This window comes from Nonomuraea sp. NPDC049480 (assembly GCF_044465905.1).
GTDB lineage: Bacteria > Actinomycetota > Actinomycetes > Streptosporangiales > Streptosporangiaceae > Nonomuraea.
On the sequence record NZ_JBITMD010000031.1, the window covers coordinates 92,109 to 117,652 of the forward strand.

At 70.5% G+C, this 25,544-nt stretch carries 21 protein-coding genes; 11 read left to right on the forward strand and 10 right to left on the reverse strand.

All coding sequences use genetic code 11. The annotated features are described in order from the left end of the window. Window positions 1-209 precede the first annotated feature (209 nt). The 3 genes from ACIBX3_RS51565 to ACIBX3_RS51575 form a co-directional block, all read right to left on the reverse strand. Window positions 210-488, reverse strand: coding sequence for a DUF1876 domain-containing protein (locus tag ACIBX3_RS51565; RefSeq protein ID WP_397128112.1), 279 nt, complete (start codon window positions 486-488; stop codon window positions 210-212). After that, the gene (locus ACIBX3_RS51570; protein WP_397128113.1) at window positions 448-1,470 is read right to left on the reverse strand and encodes an Acg family FMN-binding oxidoreductase; all 1,023 of its coding nucleotides are present in this window, start codon (window positions 1,468-1,470) and stop codon (window positions 448-450) included. The genes ACIBX3_RS51565 and ACIBX3_RS51570 overlap by 41 nt, the downstream gene beginning before the upstream one ends. Window positions 1,471-2,041: 571 nt before the next feature. After that, the gene (locus ACIBX3_RS51575; protein ID WP_397128114.1) at window positions 2,042-2,284 is read right to left on the reverse strand and encodes a dsRBD fold-containing protein; all 243 of its coding nucleotides are present in this window, start codon (window positions 2,282-2,284) and stop codon (window positions 2,042-2,044) included. Window positions 2,285-2,878: 594 nt separating this feature from the next. Here ACIBX3_RS51575 and ACIBX3_RS51580 point away from each other — a divergent pair. Further along, on the forward strand, window positions 2,879-4,582 hold the full coding sequence (locus ACIBX3_RS51580; protein WP_397128115.1) for a GAF domain-containing sensor histidine kinase: 1,704 nt from the start codon (window positions 2,879-2,881) through the stop codon (window positions 4,580-4,582). 99 nt (window positions 4,583-4,681) lie between these two features. Here ACIBX3_RS51580 and ACIBX3_RS51585 read toward each other — a convergent pair whose 3' ends face one another. Then, window positions 4,682-5,176 (reverse strand): NUDIX domain-containing protein, encoded by a 495-nt coding sequence (locus ACIBX3_RS51585; protein WP_397128116.1) that lies wholly within the window; start codon window positions 5,174-5,176, stop codon window positions 4,682-4,684. Beyond that, the gene (locus tag ACIBX3_RS51590) at window positions 5,173-5,913 is read right to left on the reverse strand and encodes a multiprotein-bridging factor 1 family protein (RefSeq protein WP_397128117.1); all 741 of its coding nucleotides are present in this window, start codon (window positions 5,911-5,913) and stop codon (window positions 5,173-5,175) included. Before ACIBX3_RS51590 ends, ACIBX3_RS51585 begins: the two co-directional genes overlap by 4 nt. Window positions 5,914-6,023: 110 nt before the next feature. On the opposite strand from ACIBX3_RS51590, the gene ACIBX3_RS51595 reads away from it, so the two are divergent. Both ACIBX3_RS51595 and ACIBX3_RS51600 read left to right on the forward strand, forming a co-directional pair. After that, complete coding sequence (locus tag ACIBX3_RS51595; protein ID WP_397128118.1) at window positions 6,024-6,371, forward strand: hypothetical protein; 348 nt, start codon at window positions 6,024-6,026, stop codon at window positions 6,369-6,371. 12 nt (window positions 6,372-6,383) lie between these two features. After that, complete coding sequence (locus ACIBX3_RS51600; RefSeq protein ID WP_397128119.1) at window positions 6,384-6,617, forward strand: hypothetical protein; 234 nt, start codon at window positions 6,384-6,386, stop codon at window positions 6,615-6,617. A gap of 201 nt (window positions 6,618-6,818) precedes the next feature. Here the strand turns inward: ACIBX3_RS51600 and ACIBX3_RS51605 are convergent, their stop codons facing one another. Continuing rightward, on the reverse strand, window positions 6,819-7,982 hold the full coding sequence (locus tag ACIBX3_RS51605; RefSeq protein WP_397128120.1) for an acetate/propionate family kinase: 1,164 nt from the start codon (window positions 7,980-7,982) through the stop codon (window positions 6,819-6,821). Next, on the reverse strand, window positions 7,958-10,261 hold the full coding sequence (locus ACIBX3_RS51610; RefSeq protein ID WP_397128121.1) for a phosphoketolase: 2,304 nt from the start codon (window positions 10,259-10,261) through the stop codon (window positions 7,958-7,960). Before ACIBX3_RS51610 ends, ACIBX3_RS51605 begins: the two co-directional genes overlap by 25 nt. A gap of 274 nt (window positions 10,262-10,535) precedes the next feature. On the opposite strand from ACIBX3_RS51610, the gene ACIBX3_RS51615 reads away from it, so the two are divergent. From ACIBX3_RS51615 to ACIBX3_RS51640, 6 genes are all read left to right on the forward strand, one after another. Next, window positions 10,536-11,615, forward strand: coding sequence for an Acg family FMN-binding oxidoreductase (locus tag ACIBX3_RS51615; RefSeq protein ID WP_397128122.1), 1,080 nt, complete (start codon window positions 10,536-10,538; stop codon window positions 11,613-11,615). Further along, entirely contained in the window at window positions 11,608-13,023 is a 1,416-nt protein-coding gene (locus ACIBX3_RS51620) for a nitronate monooxygenase (RefSeq protein WP_397128123.1), read from the forward strand. Before ACIBX3_RS51615 ends, ACIBX3_RS51620 begins: the two co-directional genes overlap by 8 nt. 104 nt (window positions 13,024-13,127) lie before the next feature. Next, window positions 13,128-14,294 (forward strand): TIGR04053 family radical SAM/SPASM domain-containing protein, encoded by a 1,167-nt coding sequence (locus ACIBX3_RS51625; RefSeq protein WP_397128143.1) that lies wholly within the window; start codon window positions 13,128-13,130, stop codon window positions 14,292-14,294. A gap of 124 nt (window positions 14,295-14,418) precedes the next feature. Next, window positions 14,419-15,642 (forward strand): MFS transporter, encoded by a 1,224-nt coding sequence (locus ACIBX3_RS51630; protein WP_397128124.1) that lies wholly within the window; start codon window positions 14,419-14,421, stop codon window positions 15,640-15,642. A 229-nt stretch (window positions 15,643-15,871) separates the two neighbouring features. Then, window positions 15,872-19,570 carry a multicopper oxidase domain-containing protein gene (locus ACIBX3_RS51635; RefSeq protein ID WP_397128125.1) on the forward strand — a complete coding sequence of 1,233 codons (3,699 nt, stop codon included), beginning with the start codon at window positions 15,872-15,874 and terminating at the stop codon, window positions 19,568-19,570. Further along, window positions 19,567-20,004: a hypothetical protein gene (locus tag ACIBX3_RS51640; RefSeq protein ID WP_397128126.1), complete on the forward strand. Its 438-nt coding sequence runs from the start codon at window positions 19,567-19,569 to the stop codon at window positions 20,002-20,004. The genes ACIBX3_RS51635 and ACIBX3_RS51640 overlap by 4 nt, the downstream gene beginning before the upstream one ends. Window positions 20,005-20,251: 247 nt before the next feature. Here ACIBX3_RS51640 and ACIBX3_RS51645 read toward each other — a convergent pair whose 3' ends face one another. Continuing rightward, window positions 20,252-22,573, reverse strand: a complete 2,322-nt coding sequence (locus ACIBX3_RS51645; protein ID WP_397128127.1) for an FtsX-like permease family protein — start codon at window positions 22,571-22,573, stop codon at window positions 20,252-20,254. Next, the gene (locus tag ACIBX3_RS51650; RefSeq protein ID WP_397128128.1) at window positions 22,570-23,277 is read right to left on the reverse strand and encodes an ABC transporter ATP-binding protein; all 708 of its coding nucleotides are present in this window, start codon (window positions 23,275-23,277) and stop codon (window positions 22,570-22,572) included. The genes ACIBX3_RS51645 and ACIBX3_RS51650 overlap by 4 nt, the downstream gene beginning before the upstream one ends. Window positions 23,278-23,416: 139 nt before the next feature. On the opposite strand from ACIBX3_RS51650, the gene ACIBX3_RS51655 reads away from it, so the two are divergent. Then, window positions 23,417-24,286 (forward strand): sensor histidine kinase, encoded by an 870-nt coding sequence (locus tag ACIBX3_RS51655; RefSeq protein ID WP_397128129.1) that lies wholly within the window; start codon window positions 23,417-23,419, stop codon window positions 24,284-24,286. Next, complete coding sequence (locus ACIBX3_RS51660) at window positions 24,283-24,972, forward strand: response regulator (RefSeq protein WP_397128130.1); 690 nt, start codon at window positions 24,283-24,285, stop codon at window positions 24,970-24,972. The genes ACIBX3_RS51655 and ACIBX3_RS51660 overlap by 4 nt, the downstream gene beginning before the upstream one ends. Window positions 24,973-25,045: 73 nt before the next feature. On the opposite strand, the gene ACIBX3_RS51665 is transcribed toward ACIBX3_RS51660, so the two are convergent. After that, window positions 25,046-25,510 carry a penicillin acylase family protein gene (locus ACIBX3_RS51665; RefSeq protein ID WP_397128144.1) on the reverse strand — a complete coding sequence of 155 codons (465 nt, stop codon included), beginning with the start codon at window positions 25,508-25,510 and terminating at the stop codon, window positions 25,046-25,048. Between the last annotated feature and the right edge of the window lie 34 nt (window positions 25,511-25,544).

Consider the following 25,544-nt stretch of genomic DNA (forward strand, 5'->3'; position numbering starts at 1 on the left):
GGATGACGATGACCGGGCATGTCGGCGATGTCCTTGAACGGGGCGTCGGCCTGGACGGAGATCGCCTTGGTCGTCAGGACTTCCTTGACGGTGACGTGCATCGTGGGTTCCTCCCTAGCACGGTCCTGCCTTCATCGCAGCGCGGCCGGATCGGCGCAGACAGAGGCAGAAGTCCCGGCCCGCGGGAGCCGTTGGTCAGCTGGGCGGCCCTACCTCACTCGCCATGAGCGCTGGGGGACGGGGGATCCGGCGATCTCGGTGATGTCACGTTGCGTGATGACGGCTAGTTTCCGGGCCAGATCGGCCAGTGCCCGTGATGCCGCCAGTTCGTCGCCGATCTCCGGCACGGCGGGATCGGCCGGGTTGCGGCGGGCGTGGCCGATCCCCGTCAGCCCTGACTTGTCCCTGGTGGTCAGCACCGCCCGTGCGCGCGTGTCGTCGCCGTCCTCACTGAGGTAAATCTGCACGGTCCAATGCATGGGTTCCATGACTACGACCTCCTTCAAAAGCTTGCGTGTCTCCATGGGAGAGCTCTGTGGCGGGCCGGCGTGGGCAGCGGGGGACGTACGGGCCGTAGCCGAGCCTGATGATCATCTGGGGGTGGCCGCGCCGGTGATGCGGATCCCGGCGGCGGCGCATGTCGCGCAGGTCGAGCGGCTGGTTCAGGAACGATGCCGACAGGCCATGCTTGGTGGCGACCAGCAGCATCCGCTGCAGGGCCTGTCCGGCGCGGAGCCAGTCGACCGGTCGGTCGCCCATCGTGGTCAGCACGGCGAGCTGAGGTCGCTCCTCGAAGCGGGCTTCGCCGCTTTGCCGCCCGAAGTCCCTGACCGGTGCGGGATCATGGACGGCATGAGGGCCGTGCACGTAGGCAAGCACGCCGTCGTACCGTGCTCCGGGCATCGTCCAGGCCGCCAGCTCGGCTTGGTACTCGTGGTCAGCGGCGAGTTCGTCCTCGGCGATGGCGGCGTAGTCGAGGGTGTCGAGCGTGCTGTGGCGGTCGAGCGACGCCAGGCCCGCGCCCTCGCGGGCGGCGGCGATCCGCAGTTCGGCCATGACGCCCTGTGGTATCCGCCGGTCGAAGAAGGGGCAACGACTGGTGCGCCGCACGGGGATGAGATCGTACAGCTCGTGCTGTCCGGCCGAGGCGGGCAGCGGCGCCCCTATGCGGACGGCGGCCAGGAGATCGAGCTCGTCTTCCGAGCCGGGCAGCAGGAATGTCATCGGCCGCCACCCGGAGGTGCGGATCGCCAGACGCAGGTTGAACAGGGCCGCGCCGCAGCTGATGTACTGGTTGCGTCCGCGCGGGTCGCTCACCCGCAGCCGCCGGTCGCGATCGGCGTACAGCTCGACGTACTCGTGGCGGACTGCGCGGAAGCGCCACGGCTGGGTGTTGAGCACTGACGGCGCTTGACCGGCCGCCACCAGCAGCCGCCGGAGGCCGAGTTCGGTGGCGAGTTGAGTGGACATGACGCACCTCCCGCGACTGACGCTCCTGCATCCGCCCTAGACCCGGTAGGGCCGGACGGCCCCGGCTTTGGTGCCGAAAGCCCCTGCCCGGCGCCTAGGGTGAGCGGAGATAGCCGGACATGACGACCATGTCCCAGCTCAGGCCGTCTCATTGAAGCTGAGACGGCTGTGCGACTGGCCGCGGACGGGCCGAACACGCTGCCGTCGGCCGGCCGCGCCACTGTGGTGGGGTTGCTGTTACGCCAGATGGTGCACTCTTTGCCCTGCTGCTGTGGGGCGCGTCCGTGCTAGCGCTGCTGTCGGCCGTCGGCCTGGCCAGGGGCGCCAGTGGCACCTCGCGGATCCGCCTGAGGCAGTTCGCTCAGGTGCCCGGGTCCAGCCTGGTTGTCCAGCTGGGCAGGCTGGTCATGAGGACCTCGCCCGCGGCCCCCTCGATGGCGGCTGCGGCGCCGAAGGTCCGGGCAGCCCACCGGGACCCGGGGAAGCGGATGGGCGCAGATCACCACGGCCTGGACGTGCCAGCCGGCGACGGTGTACGTCTCGTCCTCCGTCCCCTCGATCGGGACCGAGGTCAGCCCCGGAGCGCGAGGTCCTGTTTGGCGATGGCAGCCACCTTGCCGGCCAGGTCGGTCAGGGCGCGAGAGGCGGCCAGCTCGTCGCCGATCTCGGGCACCCAGGCTCCGGCCGGGTTGCGGTGCGTGCGCCCCAGGCCGTCCACACGCCCGCCGCCCCTGGTGATCAGGACAGCTCGGGCCGACGTCTCATCGCCCTCGTCGGCCAGATAGATCTGCACGATCCACTGCTTGTTCGCCACCGTAAGAACCTCCTGCACAAACCCTCAGTCGTGTCCAGTTTCCAGCGGGCACCCGTACGCCCATCAGGGGCGAACGCCCGCTTTCGATGGGACGAAAGACCTTCGACCGGGTGTCCATTGCCCGTTGACCGAGGCGGAGGCAGCCTTCAGCCACCAGTCCAACGGCTCCATCACGATCCGCACGACCGGACGGCGATCCGGACTTGAGCCACGCAGGTCTGAAGGTCGGCGGCATTGGGCAGCCGAGGGACCAACGCCGTCCTGGCCGGGACTTTCGCCCCGGATCGTGGTTCGCAGCGCGGCTGGGACAGTGGGGGCGGGCGCAGGGAGAAGGTGGTCCGTGTGCACGGGACACGGAGCAAGGTCGCCGGCCAGCCGCAAAGCGCAATCGGCCGCGCACGGGGTCAGCGCCGCATGCCCCACGCAGGCGCCGGAGATGCACGACCTGCGCGAGTTCATCCCGGTAGGAGCTCTCCTCCAGCGAATACCCGCAGATGATCACACGGCTGGGTGTCCCGTTCGGGTGCGTACGGCCACACGCCCGCCCCGAGGCCGGGGTGGGCGGCGAGGCGGCCTGCTGCAACACTGATCGGTATGTCCGAGAGTGAGCATCGTCCGCTGCTGCCGCAGATGCGGCTGGATGAGTTGCTGGCTGAGCTGCAGACGCGGTTGAACGCCGTGCTGGCCACGCGCGATCGGGTGCACGCGCTGCTCGAGGCCGTCGTGTCGGTGGGCAGCGACCTGGATCTGGAGACCGTGCTGCGGCGCATTGTGGAGACGGCGACCAAGCTGGTGGACGCCAGCTACGGGGCGCTGGGCGTGGTGGGGGAGGAGCGCACGCTCGTCCAGTTCATTCCGGTGGGGTTGAGCGAGGAGGAGATCGCCAAGATCGAGCACTGGCCGCATGGGCTGGGCCTGCTCGGTCTGTTGATCAAGGACGCCCGGCCGCTGCGGCTGAGCCGCATCTCCGATCATCCGGAGTCGTACGGCTTCCCGCCGGGGCATCCGCCGATGGGCACCTTCCTCGGGGTGCCGGTACGGGTGCGGGACGAGGTGTTCGGCAACCTGTATCTGACCGAGAAGCGCGGCGGTGGCGACTTCGACGAGGAGGACGAGGCCGTCGTCATCGCGCTGGCGACCGCGGCCGGTGTGGCGGTAGAGAATGCTCGGTTGTATGAGGAGTCCCGGCGGCGGGAGGCCTGGCTGCAGGCATCGTCGGAGATCACCACGAGTCTGCTGTCCGGCGCCGACCTTCATGAGGTGCTCACCACGATGGCGGCACGGGCCCGTCAGATGTGCGACGCGGATCTGGTCCAGGTGCTGCTGCCGGAGGCGTCGGGTGAGACGCTGGTCGTGGATGTGGCGGAGGGCGGCGAGGGAGTCGGCGAACTGCTGGGGATGACGTTCGATGTCTCGGCCACGCCGGTCGGTGAGGCGTTCAGGCGAGGCGTGCCGGTGTCGGAACGGGATCTGCCAAGCGGTCCGCACCCGGACTCGCCGCTGCGGCGGCTGGGGTACGGGCCCGGGCTGATGGTGCCGCTGGGGACGGCGCCGCGGGCGCGAGGGGTGCTGGCGCTGGCCAAGCGGAGCGGGCGGTTGCCGTTCAGTGGGGCTGATCAGCAGATGCTGGAGTCGTTCGCGGGTCAGGCCGCGGTCGCGCTGGAGCTGGCCGAGGCTCGTCGTGATGCCGAGCGGCTCGGGCTGCTGGAGGATCGGGATCGCATCGCCAAGGATCTGCACGATGTGGTCATTCAGCGGTTGTTCGCGACCGCGATGACGTTGATGAGCACGGTGCGGCTGGTGGAGCGGCCGGAGGCGGGCAAGCGGCTGCAGCACGCGATCGATGAGCTGGATGAGACGATCCGGCAGATCCGCTCGTCGATCTTCGCCCTGCAGACTCCGCGCGAGGAGGCCGCTCCGAGCCTGCGTACCCAGATCGTCGAGCTGGTGGAGGGGGCGGGCGGGCATCTGGGGTTCATGCCGGGCCTGCGGATGGAAGGTCAGATCGACACCGTGGTACCCGAGCCTGTCGCCGAGCACCTGTTGGCCGTGCTGCGCGAGGCCTTGTCGAATGTCGTACGCCACTCCCGCGCGACCCGGGCGGAGGTGTCGGTGGAGGTCGCTGACCGGCGACTCACGCTTGTGGTCACCGACAACGGGGTCGGGCTGGGTAAAGGGGGACGCCGCAGCGGCCTGCGCAACATCGAGGAACGGGCCGGCCGCCTGGGCGGCTCCGCCGAGCTGGAGGCTCTGGAGGAGGGCGGGACGCGGCTACGCTGGCACGTCCCCTTTGACTGAAGAATGGCTATCGGGTGGTGTCTCGGGCTGTACGGCGAGTGAGGCGAGGAAGATCGGAGCGCGCTACGGAAGGCGGCCCGTTCACGGGTATCTGGGGTCTTAGCCGATGTACGGCTCAGTCGCTGTGAGCCCTCGCTCGATCCGTAGCTTGATCGCCGGGTGGATCGGGTAGTCCTGAAGGTCATCGGGGTCCACCCATCGCACCTCGCGTGCCTCACCGGGTCCCGGTCGGACAGTCCCGCCGATGACCCGGGCGCGCAGGCAGATGTTGATCGGCTGTCGCACCTCGTCGACCTTGTCGCCGTGCATGTAGACGATCACGTGGTCGGGAGTGGAAAATACGCCGACGAGGCCCGTTACCTCAACGTCTAGGCCGGTCTCCTCTCTGCACTCTCGTACGCCTGCCTGGGCGACCGTCTCGGCCTTTTTCACGCCCCCGGTGGGGATCGTCCACAGGTCGTTGTCCGTGCGGCGCAGCAGCAGCAGACGGCCCGCGTCGTCGCGGACGAACACACTCGCCGACGCCTTGCGACTGGTCGGTTTCGGCGCGTCCGGGTCACGCCAGTAATCGAGGCGTTTCGTCTTCTTTGTCACGCGGCGGTCCCTCGATCCCATGTCCGGGCTGATGCCCATACCCGCTCGAACGACTCCAGGTAGGTGTTGAACCATGCCCCGTCCATCCTGCGCAGATGGATCGTGGGGGTGTACGCGGCGAGCAATCCGTACACGTGGACGTTCACCAACATCTCGTCATCGAACCGGTAGATCGAGTTGTACAGCGGTGTGTCGTGCAAGCGGATCTGCACGCTCGGCGGCATGTGCTTCTGGTAGTAGGTGAGCACCGCCGTCACACGTCCCGCCACACCCCCGCCGATCTGATGCTCCGCGTCACGCGAGGCGAGCTGTGCGCCCTGCGGATCGCCGAGCAGCAGGCGCACCCGCGCACCCGCTTTCGCTTTGCCCGCCAACGTGGGCAGCCAGTCAGGGTGTTCCTCCGTCAGGAACAGGCCGGCGAACGCAAGCAGGTCGATGTTGCGCTCGGCGTTGCGAAGCGTCTCTGTCCACAGATGGCGCGGCACGTCGTTGCGGCGTGGGTAGGAAGCGACCAGCTCAGCACCCACGAGCGACGCCTTGTCGATGGCGTCCGGCCACAGATACGACTCGTCTTCTTCGAGGATGGCGGCAACCCGGTACCGGGTCTTGGGGTAGGGGACGACCGTCCCATTTAGCCAGCGCTCGACGGACTTGACGCTTACCTCAGCGCGGTCCGCGAGATGATGGGGATCGAGCCCTGCGCGGAGCATGGCACGGCGTAGGCGTTCGTTCACCATGGCGGCATCCTGCCTTAAGACATCCAAGCGCATCTAGTTGACTGCAAGATGTCGCTAGGTGTCCAGGGGTGACGGTGCGCTGTCCTGTCGTCACCGAAGATGCTGAGGCCGTGAGCAACACCTTCACCCCCCAGCGAACCCGGGACCGGGGAGACAAGGCAGCCGTCGAGATCAACGGCATGGTGATCTACGTGCCGAAGAACACGACGAACGTGTATCTCGTGCAGGCCCACGTCAACCCGGTGACGTCTGCGGAGGTCTCCGGCGCGATCCTGACGACGGACCTCATATTCGCGTGGACGTGGCTGATCGAGGCGCTTGCCGATCAAGGTTGGGGCGAGGTGATCGCGTTCGATGTGGCGCTCAAGACATGCCCCCGGTGCCCCCGCAACCTGGGCCGGATCGACGGGCCAACGAAGTACCCGAATCCGCTCAGGCACACGTCGATCGAGTCCTGATCCATGCTCGGTGTGACCAAGCTCGATTGGTCGCCATATCGCGAACGCGGCGCTCGCACCCGGGTACACGATCAAGCCTCCTTCTACGAAGGCGTCGAACTGGAGCTGATCGCCGAAGGTGGCCAGTGGGCCGTGCGCCGGACGACATGGCAGAACTTCAAGATTGTTCGGCAAGAGGAGACGGCGCGCGGGACGGCTCGTAAGGCAAGGGAAACGTGGCACTGGCTGACCGGCCGAAGCGTGTAGAGAGCATCTCCGTTGGTCGGAGGGCCCACCGACCGGAAACCGGGAGCCCCCGCCGACAACCCTGCGGCGAGCGCCGATGGGAGGAGAAGACTATGCGCGTCGGCATGGCCAGGGAGGAAGCGAGGCCAGGTATTCGGGTTGATCGAGATGCGCGGATGGGCCGAGACAGCGCTGGCAGATGGGAGATCCACTTGCAGCCTGTCATGAGACGAGTGCGTGGGCCTGGCGGGCGATCTCCCATTCCTCGTCCGTCGGGATGACCAGAACCGGCACCTCGGCGCCGGGAGGGGAGACGGCCCGTTCATCGGCCGAGTCCGTCTCGTTGAGTCCCGGGTCCACGGTGATGCCGAGCCGGTCGAGCCCGGCCAGGGAGGCCGCTCGAGTGGCCGCGTCGTGCTCGCCCACGCCGCCGGTGAAGACGATTGCGTCCACCCGGCCGAGCAGCGCGTAGTAGGCGCCGACGTACTTGCGAATGCGCCGAGTGTAGATCTCCAGGGCCATACGGGCGATGTCGTCGTCGCGGGCGCGTACTTCGCGCATGTCTCTGGTGCCGGTGAGAGCTAGGAGGCCGCTGCGGTGGCTGAGCGCGTGCTCCACCTGCTGGGCGTTCAGGCCATGCACCCGGGCGAGGTAGCCGGCGAGGGCGGGGTCGACGTCGCCGGAGCGGGTGCCCATGATCAGCCCCTCCAGGGGCGTCATGCCCATGGAGGTGTCGATGCTGCGGCCGCCGCTGATGGCGGTGGCGCTGGCGCCGTTGCCCAGGTGCAGCAGGATCAGCTTGAGGTCGGTGAGGTCGCGGCCGAGGAGAGCGGCGGCGCGGCGGGAGACGTAGGCGTAGGAGGTGCCGTGGAAGCCGAAGCGCCGCACGCCCCACTCGGAAGGCACGGCGTACGTGTACGCCTCGGGCGGCAGCGTGCGGTGGAAGGCGGTGTCGAACACGGCAACCTGCGGCACGCCGGGGAACGCCTTGCAGGCGACCCTGATCCCGGTGAGGTTGACCGGGTTGTGCAGGGGCGCGAGCGGGGACAGCTCCTCGATGGCGGCGATCACCTCGTCGTCGATCAGCACGGCCTCGGTGAACCGCGTGCCGCCGTGCACCACCCGGTGCCCGACCGCGACGGGGTCCAGCTCGGGCCCCGACGTGGTGAACGCCTCCATCATCGCGTCCAGTCCTTCGCCGTGGCCGGAGAAGGGCCGCTCACGCACGTGTGGCGGCCCGTCCCCGGTCCGGTGTGTGAGTCGCCCGGTCTCCTCGCCGATGCGTTCCACAAGGCCTTTGGCCGGGCGCTCATGGGTCTCGACGTCCACCAGCTCGTACTTGATCGATGAGGATCCGGTGTTCAGGACGAGAATGTGGCTGGCCATGTCCACGAGCCTATTTCCGCGGGGTCTTCGCCGTGTTCGCGGGTGTAGGCGCGGGCCTGGAGCCGGGCGTCGGTCATCTGCTGGCGCAGGTGGGCGGCGGTGGTGCCGAGACCGGGGACGCGGTCGATGACGTCCATGACCAGGTGGAAGCGGTCGATGTCGTTCAACATGGCCATGTCGAAGGGCGTGGTGGTGGTGCCCTCCTCTTTGTAGCCGCGCACGTGGAGGTTGTGGTGGCCGTTGCGGCGGTAGGTGAGACGGTGGATCAGCCACGGGTAGCCGTGGAAGTTGAAGATGATCGGCGTGTCGGTGGTGAACAGGGTGTCGAACTCGGCGTCCGGCATGCCGTGCGGGTGTTCCGACGGCGGCTGCAGCCGCATCAGGTCGACCACGTTGATGACCCGCACCTTCAGGTGAGGCAGGTGCTCGCGCAGGATGGCGGCTGCGGCGAGGGTCTCCAGGGTGGGGACGTCGCCGGCGCAGGCCAGCACCACGTCGGGTTCGGCGCCGGAGTCGGTGGAGGCCCAGGGCAGGATGCCCAGGCCGCGGGTGCAGTGGGCGATGGCCTCGTCCATGGTGAACAGGTCGAGCACCGGCTGCTTGCCGGCGACGATCACGTTGACGTAGTCGCGGGAGCGCAGGCAGTGGTCGCCGACCGATAGCAGGGTGTTGGCGTCCGGTGGCAGGTAGACCCGTACGACCTCGGCCTTCTTGTTGACCACGAGGTCGAGGAAGCCGGGGTCCTGGTGGCTGAAGCCGTTGTGGTCCTGGCGCCACACGTGGGAGGACAGCAGGTAGTTGAGCGAGGCGACCGGGCGCCGCCAGGGGATCTTCTTCGAGGCCTGTAGCCATTTGGCGTGCTGGTTGAACATGGCGTCGATGATGTGGATGAACGCCTCGTAGCAGTTGAACAACCCGTGCCGGCCGGTCAGCAGGTAGCCCTCCAGCCAGCCCTGGCACAGGTGCTCGGACAGCACCTCCATCACCCGGCCGCCGGCGGCGAGGTGTTCGTCGGTTTCCTCGATGGCGGCGTTCCAGGCTCGGGTGGTGGTCTCGAAGACGGCCTGCAGCCGGTTGGAGGCGGTCTCGTCCGGGCCCATCAGCCGGAAGGTGTGCGGGTTGGCGGCGATCACGTCGCGCAGGAGGGCGCCGAGGGCGCGGGTGGGCTCGCTGGTCTGTGTGGCGGGTGCTTTGACCTCGATCGCGTAGTCGCGGAAGTCCGGCAGGGCGAGCGGGCGCAGCAGTTCGCCGCCGTTGGCGTGCGGGTTGGCGCTCATCCGCAGCGGCCCCTCTGGCACGGTCTGGCGCAGTGCGGGGATCGGGCGGCCGTCGGCGTCGAACAGTTCCTCGGGCCGGTAGGAGCGCATCCACTCCTCGAGCATCGCCAGGTGCTCGGGGTTGTCGCGAACGGCGGACAGCGGCACCTGGTGGGCGCGCCAGGTGCCCTCGACGGGCTTGCCGTCGACTTCGCGTGGGCCGGTCCAGCCCTTCGGCGTCCGCAGGATGATCATAGGAAGGCGGTCGGCCAGGCCGTCCTTGTAGGCGGCGATCTGGTCGAACACCTCATCCAGGGTGTTCGCCATCTGCTCGTGGTCGGGGCCGACGATGTGCGGGCGGTAGCCGTACCCTTCCATGAGCTTGATCAGCTCTTCCTCGGGGATCCGGGCGAGCACGGTCGGGTTGGCGATCTTGTAGCCGTTCAGGTGGAGGATCGGCAGGACGACGCCGTCGCGGTAGGGGTCGAGCAGTTTGTTGGAGTGCCAGCTGGCCGCCAGCGGGCCGGTCTCGGCCTCGCCGTCGCCGACGATGCACGCCACCACCAGCTTGGGGTTGTCGAAGGCGGCCCCGAACGCATGGGCCAGCGAGTAGCCTAGTTCGCCGCCCTCGTGGATGGAGCCGGGCGTCTCGGGCGCGACATGGCTGGGGATGCCGCCGGGGAAGGAGAACTGCCGGAACAGCCGCTGCATGCCCGCGGCGTCCTGTGAGACGTCGGGGTACTTCTCCGAGTAGGAGCCCTCCAGCCAGGCGTGCGCGACCGCCGCCGGGCCGCCGTGGCCGGGACCGGCGATGTAGAGCATGTCCTGGCCGCGCTCGGCGATGATCCGGTTGAGGTGGGCGAAACAAAAGTTCAGACCTGGTGTGGTGCCCCAGTGGCCGAGCAGGCGCGGTTTGACATGCTCGGGCCGCAGCGGCTCGGTCAGGAGGGGGTTGTCCAGCAGGTAGATCTGCCCCACGGACAGATAGTTCGCGGCACGCCAGTACGCATCGATTCTCTGCATGGGTGTCATAGGTCCGAATATTTCGGATGTATCGCGATCGGCCTAGGGACCTTGGTCCCAACCTCGCAGAGCAACATGGTCCCGGTCACGATGCGGCCAGTGGGACTCTGCCTACTGCGAGCTTGCGGCTCTTGCCGTCGAAGCGTCCTGCGGCGTCTTGGCGAAAACGGTCCATCGGACGTGCTCTGAAGGACTTTGGTCCCTGCTGTGAAGACGGTGCAGCGCGGGATCTTGGGTCCATGTCCGTTGTTACCTCTGCGCTGGGAATGGCCCGATGACCAGAACTGGCGCGATTCCCGAGTCCGGTGTTCCCAGCGCTGAGCCCTATGCCGTCCCCCAGTCTGCTGATGGGGAGAAGCCCTTCGCCACGCGGGCGGGCGTGCGCAGGCTGGTCGGCGCCGCCGTCGCGGCACCATCGGTGCACAACAGCCAGCCGTGGCGCTTCCGCCGTGTCGACGACGCCACTATGGAGTTGTACGCCGACCTCGACCGGCTGCTGGCCGTCACCGATCCGCTGGGCCGCGGTCTCGGCATCAGTTGCGGGGCCGCACTGTTCAACCTGCGGCTGGCGATCCGGATGACCGGCTACGACTCTCAGGTCCTGCCGCTGCCCGACCCTGGTGAACGGCCTGACCTGCTGGCCACCGTACGCGCCATAGCGGGTGGCCCGCCCGACCAGGACGAGCGGCTGCTGCATGACATGATCCCGCACCGGCGTACCAACCGCTTCCCCTTCGATGGTCGCCCGCTGCCGAGGAAAGTCTTTCTCGACCTGGTCAGTGCGGCCCATGCGGAGGGTGCCACGCTGGTGCTGGTCAAGGGGCGGACGGCGCGGCGCGTGCTCGACATGGTCGCCGTGGCCGAGGGCACGCTGGCCGCCGAGGATGCCTACCGTGCCGAGCTGGCCCGCTGGACCGGTTCGGACGCACGCTCCGATGGCGTGCCCGAGCACGCCTTCGGTCCCCGTCCGAGACACGGTGAGCTGCCCCTGCGCGACTTCGCTTCGGGCGGTGCGCAGGTCGTCCGTGACCGTCGACCAGAACAGGCGGACTTCGAGCCGGATCCGCAGCTTGCCGCCCTGTTCACCACAGGTGATGGCCCGCGGGACTGGCTGCGTGCCGGGCAGGCACTGCAGCGGGTGCTGCTCACCGCGACCGCGCACGGCGTGGCCGCGTCGATGTTCAGCCAGCCGCTCGACCTGCGCCCGCCGCAGCACCGCGGCGACCACGCCGGACCCCTGGGCCACGTGCAGATGCTGATCAGGCTCGGGTACGGCCCGCCGGTCCCACGCGTTCCCCGCCGCCCTGTGTTCGAGGCTCTCGACCTGGCCACGCGGGAGGCCCGGCGTGGCTGAGCTGGTACGACCGGTCCTGATCCAGGGCGGGATGGGGGTAGGCGTGTCGGGGTGGCAGCTTGCCCGCGCGGTCGCCGCGACCGGGCAGCTCGGCGTGGTGTCCGGCACGGCGCTGGACGTCACCCTGGCTCGGCGGCTGCAGCGCGGCGACCCGGGCGGCCACCTGCGCCGCGCGCTGGCCTGCTTCCCGGTGCCCGAGGTCGCCGAGCGGGTGCTCAGCCGCTATTTCGTGCCCGGGGGAACCGGCCGGGATGTGCCGTATCGGCCGGTGCCCCGACTTGGGCTGCGATCGAATCCGGCCCGCGACGAACTCTCCGTAGTGGCCAACTTCGCCGAGGTCTTCCTGGCCAAGGAGAGCCACGACGGCCCTGTCGGGGTGAACTACTTGGAGAAGATCCAGCTCGCCACCCCGGCGGCCGTGTACGGTGCGATGCTGGCTGGTGCCGACTATGTGCTGATGGGCGCCGGCATCCCGGCGGAGATCCCGCGGCTGCTCGACGACCTGTCCGAGCACCGCTCCGCCCGGATCTCGGTCGCCGTGGCGGGCGGTGACGGGCACACGATCGGGATCGACCCGGCCGGGCTGCTCGGCCGCCGCCTGACGCCGCTGGCGCGGCCGAGGTTGCTGGCGATCGTGTCGTCGCACGTGCTGGCCGCCTACCTGGCCCGATCGCCGCTGACCAGACCGGACGGGTTCGTGATCGAGACGTCGGCGGCGGGCGGGCACAGCGCGCCGCCCCGCGGCCGGATGACGCTCGACCTAGCGGGAGAGCCGGTGTACGGGCCGCGCGACGAGGCCGACCTGGGCAAGATCGCCGGGCTCGGGCTGCCATTCTGGCTGGCGGGCGGGTATGGCACGCCCGGCGGGCTGGCGCGGGCATGGGCGGCGGGCGCGGAGGGGATTCAAGTCGGGTCGGCGTTCGCACTGTGCCGGGAGTCCGGGCTCGAACCCGGGCTACGCAGACGCCTGCGCGAGCAGGCCGCGAACGGCGCCCTCCAGGTGCGCAACGACCCGCGCGCCTCGCCCACCGGGTTCCCGTTCAAGGTCGCCGCTGTCCCCGGGACGCTGTCGGAGCAGGAGGTGTACGAGGCACGCCCGCGGCTGTGCGACCTGGGCTACCTGCGCACCCCGTACGCGAAGCCGGACGGCGCGATCGGCTACCGCTGCCCGGCCGAGCCAGTGGACATCTACGTGCGCAAGGGACGCCCGGCCGAGGAGGCGGCCGACCGCCGCTGCCTGTGCAACGGCCTGCTCGCTGCGATCGGGCTCGGGCAGCATCGCGCCGACGGCTACGACGAGCCGCCACTGCTCACGCTCGGCCAGGACGCCAGCTTCCTCGACAGCCTGCCCGACGACCACTCGGCCGCCGACGTGGTGGCCAACATCCTGCTGGGAGCCCGGGTATGACCGAGCGACCGGAGACCGTCCAGCCAACGCGGGAAAGCGGCCGACCGGGCAGTGCCGCCCCAGAAGATCGGCGCTCCAGCAAGCGGCCGCCTGAGAGATCACCGTTGCGGCGGGTCCGGCGGGATGTCGCGGACCGTCCCTTCATCGTGATCTGGGAGGCAACCCGGGCCTGTCCACTGGCGTGTTTGCACTGCCGGGCCGAGGCCGTGCCCGACCGGCATCCCGAGGAGCTGACCACCGACGAGGCCGGGGAGCTGATGCGGCAGGTTGCGGACTTCGGCCGGCCCGCGCCGCTGTTCGTGATCACGGGCGGCGACCCGTTCCAGCGGCCCGATCTGTTCGAGCTGGTACGGCGGGCTCGCGAGCTCGGGCTGTCCCCGGCCGTGTCGCCGTCGGCCACCCCGGCGCTCACCCCCGGCAACCTCGCCCGGCTGCGCGATGCAGGCACCGCGGCGATCTCGCTCAGCCTCGACGGGGCCACAGCCGCCGGGCACGACGCCTTCCGCGGCTACGACGGCGTATTCGCACGGACCATGGCGGCCTGGCAGGCCGCCGGTGAGGCCGGACTCAAGGTACAGATCAACACGACGGTCACGCGCCGCAACCTCACGCGCTTGCCAGACATCGCCCGCCTGGTACGCGACCAGGGCGCGCTGCTGTGGAGCGTCTTCTTCCTGGTGCCCACCGGCCGGGGCCGGGCCCTGTCCGCGCTGAGCCCCGAGGAGGCCGAGGACGTGCTGCACTTCCTGTACGACCTCGGCACCACAATCCCGATCAAGACCACCGAGGCACACCATTTCCGCCGTGTGGCCGTGCAACGGCTCATTCTGGACGAACATGGCGCCGACCACACCGAGACCCTGGGGCCGCTCTACCAGAACCTGCGCCGGCGGGCACGGCATGCCGGGTTGGTCGGGAAGAGCCGGGTACGCCGCCCGCCGGTCGACGTGAACGCTGGGCGGGGCTTCGTGTTCGTCTCCCACACCGGCACCGTGCACCCGTCGGGGTTCCTGCCGCTGGGCGGGGGCAACGTACGCGATCGGCCGCTGACCGAGATCTACCGGTCCGCGCCCTTGTTCGCGGCGCTGCGTGACCCCGACCGGCTGGGCGGGCGGTGCGGGGCGTGCGAGTTCCGGAGCATCTGCGGTGGCTCGCGGTCGCGCGCGTACGCCTGCACCGGGGATGTGCTCGCCGAGGAGCCCTGGTGCGGTTACGAGCCGGGCAGCTTCCCCTACCAGAGCGACCTGGCCCGGCACCTCCGCACGCCCTAAGTCCCCCAACGTCGGGACCTTGGTCCATACCCCGCCCCAGGGCCTCTGAGCTGAGATGAGACCAGGACATCTGCGCGGCACGCAGCCGCGGCCACCCATGAATGCACGATCACGTGAGGATGACATGACGAACCCACCGACCGCCGCGACCGGCCGCAAGCCCGCATTGATGCTGGGCTTGGCGACCTTGGGCTTCGCGGTGAACTTCTGGGCCTGGGCGCTGCTCAGCCCGCTGGGGCCGCGTTTCAAGGAGTTGCTCGGCCTGTCGGCTGGGCAGCAGGCGTTGCTGGTGGCCGTGCCGGTGATCGTCGGCTCGCTGGGCCGCATCCCGGTCGGCGCTCTGACCGACCGTTTCGGTGGGCGGGTGATGTTCCCGCTCATCTCTGCCGCCACCATCGTGCCCGTGCTGTTCATCGGACTGTTCGGGCAGACCTCACTGCCCGCGCTGCTGGCGGGCGGCTTCTTCCTCGGCATCGGCGGCACCGCGTTCGCCGTCGGCGTGCCCTTCGTCAACGCCTGGTTCCCGCCGCACCGGCGCGGCCTGGCGGTCGGCGTCTTCGGGGCCGGGATGGGCGGCACCGCTATCAGCGCGCTGACCACCGTCCCCCTGGTGCGGACCGGCGGCGCGGCCACCCCGTTCGTCATCACCGCCCTCGTCCTGGCCGTGTATGCGGTTGTCGCGTGGCTGGTGCTGCGGGACGCGCCCGGCCGCACCGTCGCGACCCAGCCCCTGGCGGCGCGCATGGCCGCCACGGTGAAGTTGTCGATCACGTGGCAGGCGTGCGTGTTGTACGCGGTCGCGTTCGGCGGCTACGTCGCCTTCTCCGTCTACCTGCCCGCCTACCTGCAGACCGGCTACGGCCTGGAGCTCGCCGATGCCGCCAACCGCATGGCCGGATTCGTCGTGCTGGCTGTCCTGGCCCGGCCCCTCGGCGGCTGGCTGTCCGACCGAATCGGCCCCGTCCCCGTGCTGACCGGCGTGTTCATCACCATCGCCGTCATGGCCGCCGTCCAGGCGCTCACGCCTGGCCTCATGCCGATCGGCACCATCGCCTTCCTGACCATGGCCGCTGCGCTCGGCGCCGGCAGCGGCGCCACCTTCGCCCTCGTCGCCCAAGTCGCACCGGCTGACAAGGTCGGCACGGTCACCGGCCTGGTCGGCGCCGCCGGCGGACTCGGCGGCTTCGTGCCCCCGCTGGTGATGGGCTTCCTCTACGGACAGCTCGGCTCCTACGGCCTCGGCCTGGCCCTGCTGGCCATCACCGCCGCGCTCACCCTGGCCCTGACGGTGACCGTAATCCGCTCAGTGGCTGTCCGTCGCACGGCCGAGCACGCCGGCGCCCGCTGACCTGCTCGCTTGCCAGTGGTCCGGCCGCACCCGGGCACGCCCCGGTGCGGCCGGACCGCTGACTGCTGCCAAATGACCACCTGCGTAACAGAGGGCGTGACAGACCGTGGTGACACCGCAGACTCCCAGCGCGCCGCCACGTGCAGCGCAACCGGGACGCCCCGGTCAGCCGGGACGGGCCGACCGGCGCCGGTCTGCGCGGCGAGTGGCTTGGGGGCGGTTGCCTCTGATGGGTGGGGCGGCGGTCGCGCTGGTCGCCGGGATCGTCGGCGGACTCGCGCTGCTGGTCGACGAGATTCCGGCACCGGGGTCGTTCATCGAGCAGCACGGGCCGCTGATGGCGCTGGGTTTCCTCGGCACATTGATCGCGCTCGAACGCGCGGTTGCGCTGCGTCGCCCCTGGGGTTACACGGCGCCGGCGTTCGCCGCGGCGGGTGCGGTGGCGCTTGCCGTCGGTGCCGAGCAGGCCGGCCGCGTAGCGCTGACCGCCGGTGGCGGCTGGCTGGTGGCCATCTACCTGGCGCTGCTCGGCCGCCGTCGGTCCCCTGAGACGTTCCTGCAGCTCGGCGGGGCGCTGGCGTGGCCGGTGGCCGGGGTGTTGTGGCTGTCTGGGCGGCCGGTGCCGGAGCTGGTGGTCTGGTTCGCCGTCTTCTTGGTGCTGACGATCGCTGCGGAGCGGCTGGAGCTGGCGCATGTCGTGTTTCTGCGGCCCATCGCCTGGGCCGGCCTGCCGGCCGCCGCCGCACTGGTGGGCGCGGGTGCCGTGGTGTCGCTCCTCGCCCCGGTCGCGGGCGCGCGCATGGCCGGGGTAGGGATGGTCATGGTCGCCGGGTGGCTCGGCTTTTACGACGTGGCGCGGCGGACCGTCCGGGGTTCTGGGCTCTCCCGGTACGCGGCGGTCTGCCTGCTGGCCGGGTACGGCTGGCTGGCGGCGGCCGGGGGGCTGTGGGCGGCCACCGGCCTGGCGTCGGGCCGGTACCTGTATGACGCCGCGCTACATGCGCTCTTCCTCGGCTTCGTCATGTCCATGGTCTTCGGGCACGCCCCGGTGATCTTGCCCGCGCTGCTGCGGGTGCGGCTACCGTACCGGCCCGTCCTGTATATGCCCCTGGCGGCGCTGCACGCCGCGGTGGCGGTGCGGGTGGCCGGGGACCTGGCCGCCGCCGAGGCGGTGCGCACGCTGGGCGGGGTGCTGGCGGCGCTTGCTCTGCTGATGTTCGCCGGATGCGCGATCGCGTTGACGCGCTCCGGTCACGATAGGGAGGTGTCCGGAGTGGGTCCGGTCGATATCCGCATAGAAAAGGGCAAGCCGCCGCTCGGCGCACCGCCGGCGCCGCCGCAGCGTCCCCGCGCTTCGTGGCACCTGCGGGCGAACGCAATCGTGGTCGGCTGGCTCGCCCTGACCGTCGTGGTGGCGCTGGCGGGTGACGTTCTGCCGGCGCCGCGCTGGCTGCTGATCCACGTGTTTCTGCTGGGCGCGGTCAGCACCGCCATCCTGATCTGGAGTGAGCACTTCACCGTGGCACTGCTACGTGTGCGCACCCCGCCGCAGCGCGGCAGCTTGGCCAGGCTGGGCCTGCTCAACGCGGCGACGGTGGCGGTGCTGGCCGGGGTTTCGGCGGGACCGTGGCAGGTGGCCGCCGTCGGCGCGGCGCTGGCGGTGGGGATGGTGCTATGGCACGCCGCCGTCCTGGTCCGGCTGGTGCGGCAGGCGCTGCCCGGCCGGTTCGGGCATGTCATCGGCTGGTACGTGGCCGCGGCCGGAGCGCTCGCCGTCGGCGGCCTCCTGGGCGGGCTGCTGGCCGCGCACATCGGGCAGGGGGCGGTGCACGAGCGTTTGCATGCCGCGCACGCCGTGGTGAACCTGTTCGGCTGGGTCGGCCTGACCGTGCTCGGCACGCTGTTCACGCTGTGGCCGACGGTCCTGCGCACGCGCATGTCAGACATGACTCGGCGGGCGTCGCGGGTGGGGTTGCGGCTGGCCGCACCCGGGCTGGCGGTGACTGTCGCCGGGCTGCTGGCGGGCTGGCGGTGGGTGACTCTGGCGGGGCTGGTCGCGTACGCGGCAGGAGGGCTGGCGGTGCTCGCGCCGCTGGCCGACGCGCTGCGTCGCAGACGCCCGCACACCGGGGCCTCATGGATGCTGGGGGCGGCCATCGTCTGGTTCGAGGTGACATTGGCCGCGAACCTGGTGGTCATCGCCACCCGCCCGGCAGCCGGGGTCGCTGCGGCGCTGGAGCCGCTGCTGCCGCTGGTGCTCGTCGGGTTCGTCGCCCAGGTGCTGCTGGGCTCGTTGCTGCATCTGCTGCCTGCGGTGCTGGGCGGTGGCCCGGCCCGATTCAAGGAGAACGCGGCGCTGCTGGAGCGCGGCTGGCCAGCGCGGCTGGCGGCGCTCAACCTGGGGGTGCCGCTGCTGGCCCTGCCGGTGCCGCAACCGGTGACGTTGCTGGGCTGGGCGCTGGTGCTGGGCTCGGCCCTGGCCTTTGTCGCCTTGACCGTGACCGCTCTGACCCGAGCCCGCCTGACCACCGCTCAGTCGGCGACCGCCACCGCGGACGCGGCGACGGACGGCAGGATGTGGCGGCGAGCGCTGCCGGCCATCGCCGGGGTGGCCGTCGGCTGCCTGCTGACCGCCGCCGCTGTCGTCGTCGCCACGACCGGCGGATCAGGCCCGTCCACGGTGGCCGCGACCGGTTCCCAGACGATCGACGTCACGCTGTCCGGAATGAGCATCCGCCCTGCGGTGATCGAGGCACCCGCGGGAACCGTGCTGACTCTGCGCGTCACCAACGCCGACGCCCAGCGGCACGACCTGCGCCTGGCGACCGGCGAACGCACCCCGATGCTGGCCCCCGGCCAGAACGTCACGCTGAAGCTGCAGCCGCTCGGCGAGCTGGTGGACGGCTGGTGCACCGTGGCCGGGCACCGCGCGGCGGGCATGACCATGCGCATCATCCCGACCGGCACGGCAACGGCGGCGTCCCAGCCCCAGGCGAGCACCGGCCACACCGGCCACGGCACGAACGCCGCCCCGCAAGCGGGTGAACCCACCCGCGTGGATCTGGCCGCGCCCATGTCACCGGGCTGGAAGCCGTACGACGCGACGTTGAAGCCCGCACCCGGCGGCACGGAGCACCACGTCGAGATCCGCGCCGACGACACCCTCGTCCAGGAGGTCGCACCCGGGGTGCGGCAGCGCGTGTGGACGTTCAACGGGACCACGCCCGGGCCGGTGCTGCGCGGCAAGGTCGGCGACGTGTTCGTCGTCACGTTCGTCAACGCAGGCACGATGGGCCACGGCATCGACTTCCACGCCGGGGCGACCGCGCCGGACGGCCCGATGCGCACGATCCAGCAGGGGGAGCGGCTGACGTACCGGTTCAAGGCGGAGTTCGCCGGGGCGTGGCTGTACCATTGCTCGACCATGCCGATGACCCAGCACATCGCAGGCGGCATGTACGGCGCGGTCATCATCGACCCGCCCGGCCTGCCGAAGGTGGACCGCGAGTACCTCCTCGTCCAGGGCGAGCTGCATCTCGGCGAGCCCGGCACCGACGCCCAGGTTGCCAAGATCCGGCAGGGCGAACCGGACGGGTGGATGTTCAACGGCACCGCCGCTGGCTACGACCACGCCCCGCTGGAGGCCAAGGCCGGAGAACGCGTGCGCATCTGGGCCGTGGCCGCCGGCCCCAGCTCGGGCACGGCGCTGCATGTGGTAGGGGCGCCGTTCGACACGGTCTACAAGGAAGGCGCGTACCTCCTACGAGCTGACGACCCGGGCGGGGCGCAGGTGCTCGACCTGGCTCCCGCGCAGGGCGGGTTCGCCGAGTTGGTCTTCCCGGAGGCGGGCACGTATCCGGTGGTGGACCACACGATGCGCAAGGCCGAGGCAGGCGCGCACGGTTTGTTCAAGGTGAGCGCGCCATGACGTGGTGGTCGGTGGTGCGGTTCCTGCACGTGCTCGGGGCGGCGCTGTGGGTCGGCGGGCAGCTGACGGTGTCGCTGGTGGTGCTGCCCCTGGCCCGGCGGCTGCTGGACGAGCAGCGACGCGGCCATGTCTTGTCGGCTGTCGGCCGACGATTCGGCTTGCTCACCGTCGCGGTGTTCCTGCCGGTGCAGCTGGCCACCGGTGTGGCCATCGCCTGGCACAAGGGCGTCACGTGGGCCTCGCTCGCCGAGCCCGGGTACGGCCGGATCCTGGCCGCCAAGCTGGTGCTCTTCTGCGCCGTCATGGCCGCGGCCGGAGTGCACGGCTGGGCCACCGGTAGGGGTCGCCCGAGGCTGGCGCGGGCCATGGCGGTGACCTCGCTGGTGGGATCCCTCGGTGTCGTCCTGTTGGCCACCGCACTGCCCGCAACCTGAGTGGTCCACGCAAGGAGTCCTTTGGCGGTCGCGCGGTAGCCGCCGGCGCGGCTACAACGTGCGGGTCAATCTCCTGCATGCCCGCCGGGCTGCACAACGACTCGTTGCAGCCAACAGCGACAGGAAGGCTCCTGCGGCAGCTTGACCGTTCCCACAAGGCCCTCCGCTCGCCGGGTAGGACCGTCGCAGCAATGCGGCGTCCTACCCGGCGGGTGGGGCCCACAGGGAGGTCACATGTGTGACGGCGTCATTCGTTGTGCAGGATAGGGGCGATCGTCATGCGGGCCGCCGACCGCGCGGGCACCAGCGCGCCAAGGACGGCGATCGTCACCCCCGCCAGCGCCAGCGCGGCGAGTTGCGGCGCGTGCCAGACGTCCTTCATCCACTCGGGGAACACGATGATCCCGACGGTGTCGACGATCAGGCGGTGTGTGAGCATGCCGGCGGGGATCCCGATCAGGCTGCCGACCGCGCCCAGGGCCGCCATCGATGTCACCATCATGATCGTCACCTGGCGTGGGGTCATCCCGATCGACTTGAGCATGCCAAGGTCGCGGCGGCGTTCGCGGGCGTTGAGCAGGACGGTGTTGAAGACGCCGAGCGCCGCCACGATGATCAGCAGTGTAGTGAACACTGAGGCGAACCCGACGACGGTCGTCGTGGCGAGGTCCCCTGGGCTCGAGACGGCCGGGTACAGGCCGGGGTCGGCGGCTTTGACAGAGTTGGCGTAGCTGTGGGCGTCAGAGCCGTCGGCGAGTTGGACCTCGTAGTGGTCGGCGGCAGTGCCGGGGTCCAGCGCGGTCAGCGTCGGCCAGGTCGACCATAGGAAGCGGGCGTCGCCGTTCATGAGCTGGCCGACGATGGTGGTACGGGCCTGCCGGCCGTTCAGCTGCAGGGTGACCTGGTCGCCGACCGCCAGGCCGCGCTGACGCAGGAACGACGGCGGCGCGGCGATCTCGCCCGGTCCGGCCGGCCAGCGGCCCTGGACGATCTGGGAGGCCAGGGTCAAGGTGTCGCCGCGCTGGAAGTTGACGGCGCTGCGCTGGGTGAACCCGGCCAGGTGCACGTCCACGAACACCATGGCCGTCACCTGTCTGGCGCCGGGCAAGGAGCGCAGCAGCGCCTCGATCTGCCGGTCGTTCAGCGCGGGGGCGCGCTGCCCGAACGCCGGTTGGCCCGCCCGCACGCCGACCTCTGTGGGCGTTCCCTGGTTGGCGGCGCCGAAGGCGAGCATCGTGCTGGTCAGCCCGGTGGTGAGGGTGACGGTGATGACGCCGAGGACGATTGCCGCCATGGTCATCGCGGTCCGGCCGGGGCGGGCGAAGGGCTGGCCCAGGCCCAGGCTGACGGCGCGTGGCAGCCGGGTGCCGCCGAGCAGGCGCTGCACGCGCAGCCCGCGTCCCGGGCGCGGCGCGCTGCCTGCGCTGATCGCCTGCGCGGCCGACAGTCGGTGCGCGCGCAGCGCTGGGACCAGCGCGGCCAGCAGGACAAGGAGCGGCATGCCCAGCAGGCAAATGATCGAGACCCATGGGCTGATCCCGATGTCTGCGCTGCCGCTCTCGATGCCCTGGAAAGCGGCCCGCAGCACCGGCTCGGCCAGCAGATTGCCGAACAGCGTGCCCAGCACGCAGCCGGCCTCCGCGGGCACGGATACCATCGTGAGGTAGACCGCGACCACCTGGTTCGGCGTGAAGCCCACGGCCTTGAGCACGCCGATGTGCCGGTACCCGGACACGACGGCGCCGCTGACCACGTTCGCGACGATGAGGACGGCGACCAGCAGTCCGAGCACGCCGAAGAGCGCCATCAACGGCAGGTAGGCGTCGGCCATGCTGGAGAAGGCCTGCCTGAGCGCGAGGTGGGACTGCGCGACGGTCAGCGAACCCGCGGGCAGCCCGCCCGTGACCGCCTCCAGGCCGGCGCGGATGACCTCCTCCGTCGAAGGGTCGGTGAACCGGTAGAGCATCTGGACGGCGGCCGGGCGTAGCGCCGCCATCTGCGCGGGCGCGACCCAGGCGTCGGCTGACTGGCTCATGCTGGAGGCCAGCCCGACGACCGTCAGCGGCGGTACTCCCGGCGCCCGCAGCTGTGACCCCAGCGTGCCGGGGCGGGGCGGGGCGGCGGCGGAACGCAGGTTGATCACGACCTCGCCCGGGGCAGTGGCCCAACGGCCGTGCAGGAGGCGCAGACGATCTACCGGGCCGCTGGGATCGGCTCGGCCCACCACTTTGAGTGGGCCTTCGGCCTCGGGAATGTCCGTGGTTCTGGGGAAGTCGATGACGACCTGGTCGAACGGCCCGGCCGCGGCCTCGACGCCCGGCCGTTGCGCGGTCTGCGCCATCTGCGCCTTGGAGGTCTTCGCGGCGTCGAATTCGACTACCGCGTGGGCGCCGTTCTGCTCGGCGAAAGCCCGGTCGAACGGAGCGGTGGCGGCGTCGAGCAACCCCATCGCGAGCATGATCGTCGTGGTGCTGGCCAGCACGACCAGGCCGATGACGATGGTCTGGATCCGGCGACGCCGCACCGCCGCGCGCGAGGCCCGCCACACCGCACTGGTTCCGGTGCTCATTCGACCCGCTCCAGGGCGCTCTCACGGGCCACCCGGCCGTCGGCGAGCTCGATCAGGTGGCTGGCACAGCGGGCGGCCAGGTGCTGGTCGTGGGTGACGATCAGCAGCGTCTGGCCGATCTGGTTGAGGTCGATGAGCAGGTCCATCACCTGCTCGCCCGAGCGGCTGTCCAGCGCGCCGGTCGGCTCGTCGGCCAGCAGCAGCGCCGGGCGGTTCATCAGGGCGCGGGCCACGGCGACCCGCTGCCGCTCTCCGCCGCTCAGCGTCGCGGGATAGGCGTCCTTGCGGCCTGCTATGCCGAGCTCGTCGAGCAGTTCCAGCGCGCGCCTACGCGCCTGGCGGGCAGGGATGCCGATGAGCTGCGCGGACAGCGCGACGTTGTCGAGCGCGGGCAGGTCGTCGATGAGGTTGAAGAACTGGAAGATCATGCCGATGTGCCGGCGCCGGAACAGCGCCAGCCCGGTCTCGTTCAGGCTGCCCAGGTCCTGGCCGTCGATTTCGACCGTGCCCTCGGTGGGACGGTCGAGGCCGGCGATCATGTTGAGCAGAGTGGACTTGCCGCATCCCGAGGGCCCCATCACGGCGACGGCCTCTCCCGCGCGGATGCCCAGGGACACGCCGTCCAGCGCCGCTGTCTCACCATACTGCTTGCGCACGCCCTCCAGCCGGACGACGACGTGTCCCGCACTGTTCTCACTCGTCACGGGCATAACGGTAGAGCTGCGGCGCATGCCCCGGCATCCATCCACAGGGCCACCTTCGCCGCGATGTCATACCGGAGATGTACGGCAGTGCATCCGCGGCCTGATGCGGAATGTGACGCCCTTCTGGGACAGTGGTGCCGTGGGGGAATCGGGGGTTGTCTGGCTGCTCACCGCCCTCGTGGTGATGTGCGCCGTCGCCGGGTGGCTGGGCATGGCCCTCGTGCGTGAGCGGCGGCGGCGTCGTGAGGCGCTGGAAGAGCGCGGCTGGCTGCTCGAGCGAGAGCGGGAGAGCGCCGCACGCGCCGCCGTCGAGGCCGAGCGTTCGCGTATCGCCCGCGAACTGCACGACATCGTCAGCCACAACGTGAGCCTCATGGTGGTCCAGGCCTCGGCCGCCCGCGAGGTGTTGTCCACGATGCCCGTCGAGGCCGAGACGGCGCTCAAAGCCGTCGAGGGCGCGGGCCGCGACGCGATGACCGAGCTGCGTCACCTGCTGGGCCTGCTGGCCCCTTCGCAGGGCGGCGACGACATGCCGAACGGCGGCGACCTTTCGCCGCAGCCGAGCCTGAGCAGGCTCAGCCCGTTGATCGACCGGATCGCGTTCGCCGGGTTGCCCGTGGACGTGCGGATCTCCGGTGAGCCGCGGCCGCTGCCCGCCGGGATCGACGTGACCGCGTACCGGATCATCCAGGAGGCGCTGACCAACGCGCTGAAACATGGGGACGGGGTGAAAGCCGAGGTCACGGTGCGTTATGCCGATCATTATCTGCGGGTGGAGGTGCTGAACACCGGGCCGAGCGTGCTGACCGGCGGCACCGCCGCGCCGGGGAAGCGCGACCGCAAGGACGGCGCCGAGCCGGCGCAGGAGGCCGATCGCAGGGACGGGGCGCGGCGGGGGCTGGTGGGCTTGCGCGAGCGGGTCACCGTTTACGGCGGTGAGCTGGACGCCCGCAGGCGGCTCGGCGGTGGCTACCGGGTCCGGGCACGCATCCCGTTGGAGCGGCCGTGACAGCCATCGCCGAGCCGTCGCCTCGGGTGCTGATCGCCGATGACCAGGCCCTGGTGCGTAGCGGTTTTCGCTTGATCTTGACCACGCGCGGCATCGACGTGGTCGGCGAGGCCGCCGACGGGGTGCAGGCGGTCGCGGCGGCGCGCGAGCTCCGTCCCGACGTGGTGCTGATGGATATCCGCATGCCCACCATGGACGGTCTGCAGGCCGCCCGGCACGTCCTGGAGGAGCTCCCCGACTGCCGGGTGATCATGCTGACCACGTTCGACCTCGACCGGTATGTCTACGCCGCGCTGGCCCTCGGCGCCAGCGGCTTCCTGCTCAAGGACGTCACCCCCGAGCACCTGGCCGCCGCCGTACGCCTGGTCGGCACCGGCGACGCCCTCCTGGCGCCCTCGATCACGCGGCGGCTCGTCGAGCGCTTCGCCTCCGGCGACCGCCGTCCCACCCAGGCGCCCGCCGCCCATCGCGACCTGGCCGCCCTGACGCCCAGGGAGCTGGAAGTGCTGACGCTGCTCGGCCAGGGACTGTCCAACACCGAGCTGGCCGCCGCACTGACCCTCAGTGATGCCACCGTGAAGACCCACGTCGCCCGCATCTTCGCCAAACTCGGCCTCCGCGACCGGGCACAGGCCGTCGTGCTCGCCTACGAGACGGGGCTCGTGTCGCCGGGCGATTCGGTTTAGGCGCCTGGCCGACGGCCGACCAGCCCGATGATGAGCGGCGGGGGCCGGCCGGGTGGTGTGCAGCCGACGGGTGTCAGGCCCGCAGAGTGGTGGTCTTCAGATGCGGGTCGGCGGTGATCTCGGTTTCGGTGAAGCGTTCGGTGACCCATTGCTTTCGGGAGTACAGGCGGGTCTGGTCGGTGTGGTGAGGCGAGGCGGGGTTGGCGGATTGGGAGTAGGTGAGGATGGTGCGGGTGCGCGGGCCGTTCGGGGTCAGCTCGACGGCCATGATGAAGCTGGAGCCGTTGTCGGGCTCGTAGGAGGCGCCCTCGCCATCCGGAGAGCCGGACGACTCGACGAGGTCGAAGCAGCCTTTCAGGTCGGTACAACCGTGCAGCGGGACCTGGGCGTAGCGCTGGACCTCGGCCAGGGTGACGTCCGGCGAGATGCGGTTGGCTTGAAAGGCCTGGACGGTGTCGGCCAGGGCACGCCGTACTCTCGGGTCCTCGCGGTTGAGTCCTCGCGGGGTGGTGAGTGGGTGCTCGGGATCGAACGGCACGCGCCACCAGCCGTCCTTGGGTGGTGTCCTCCTG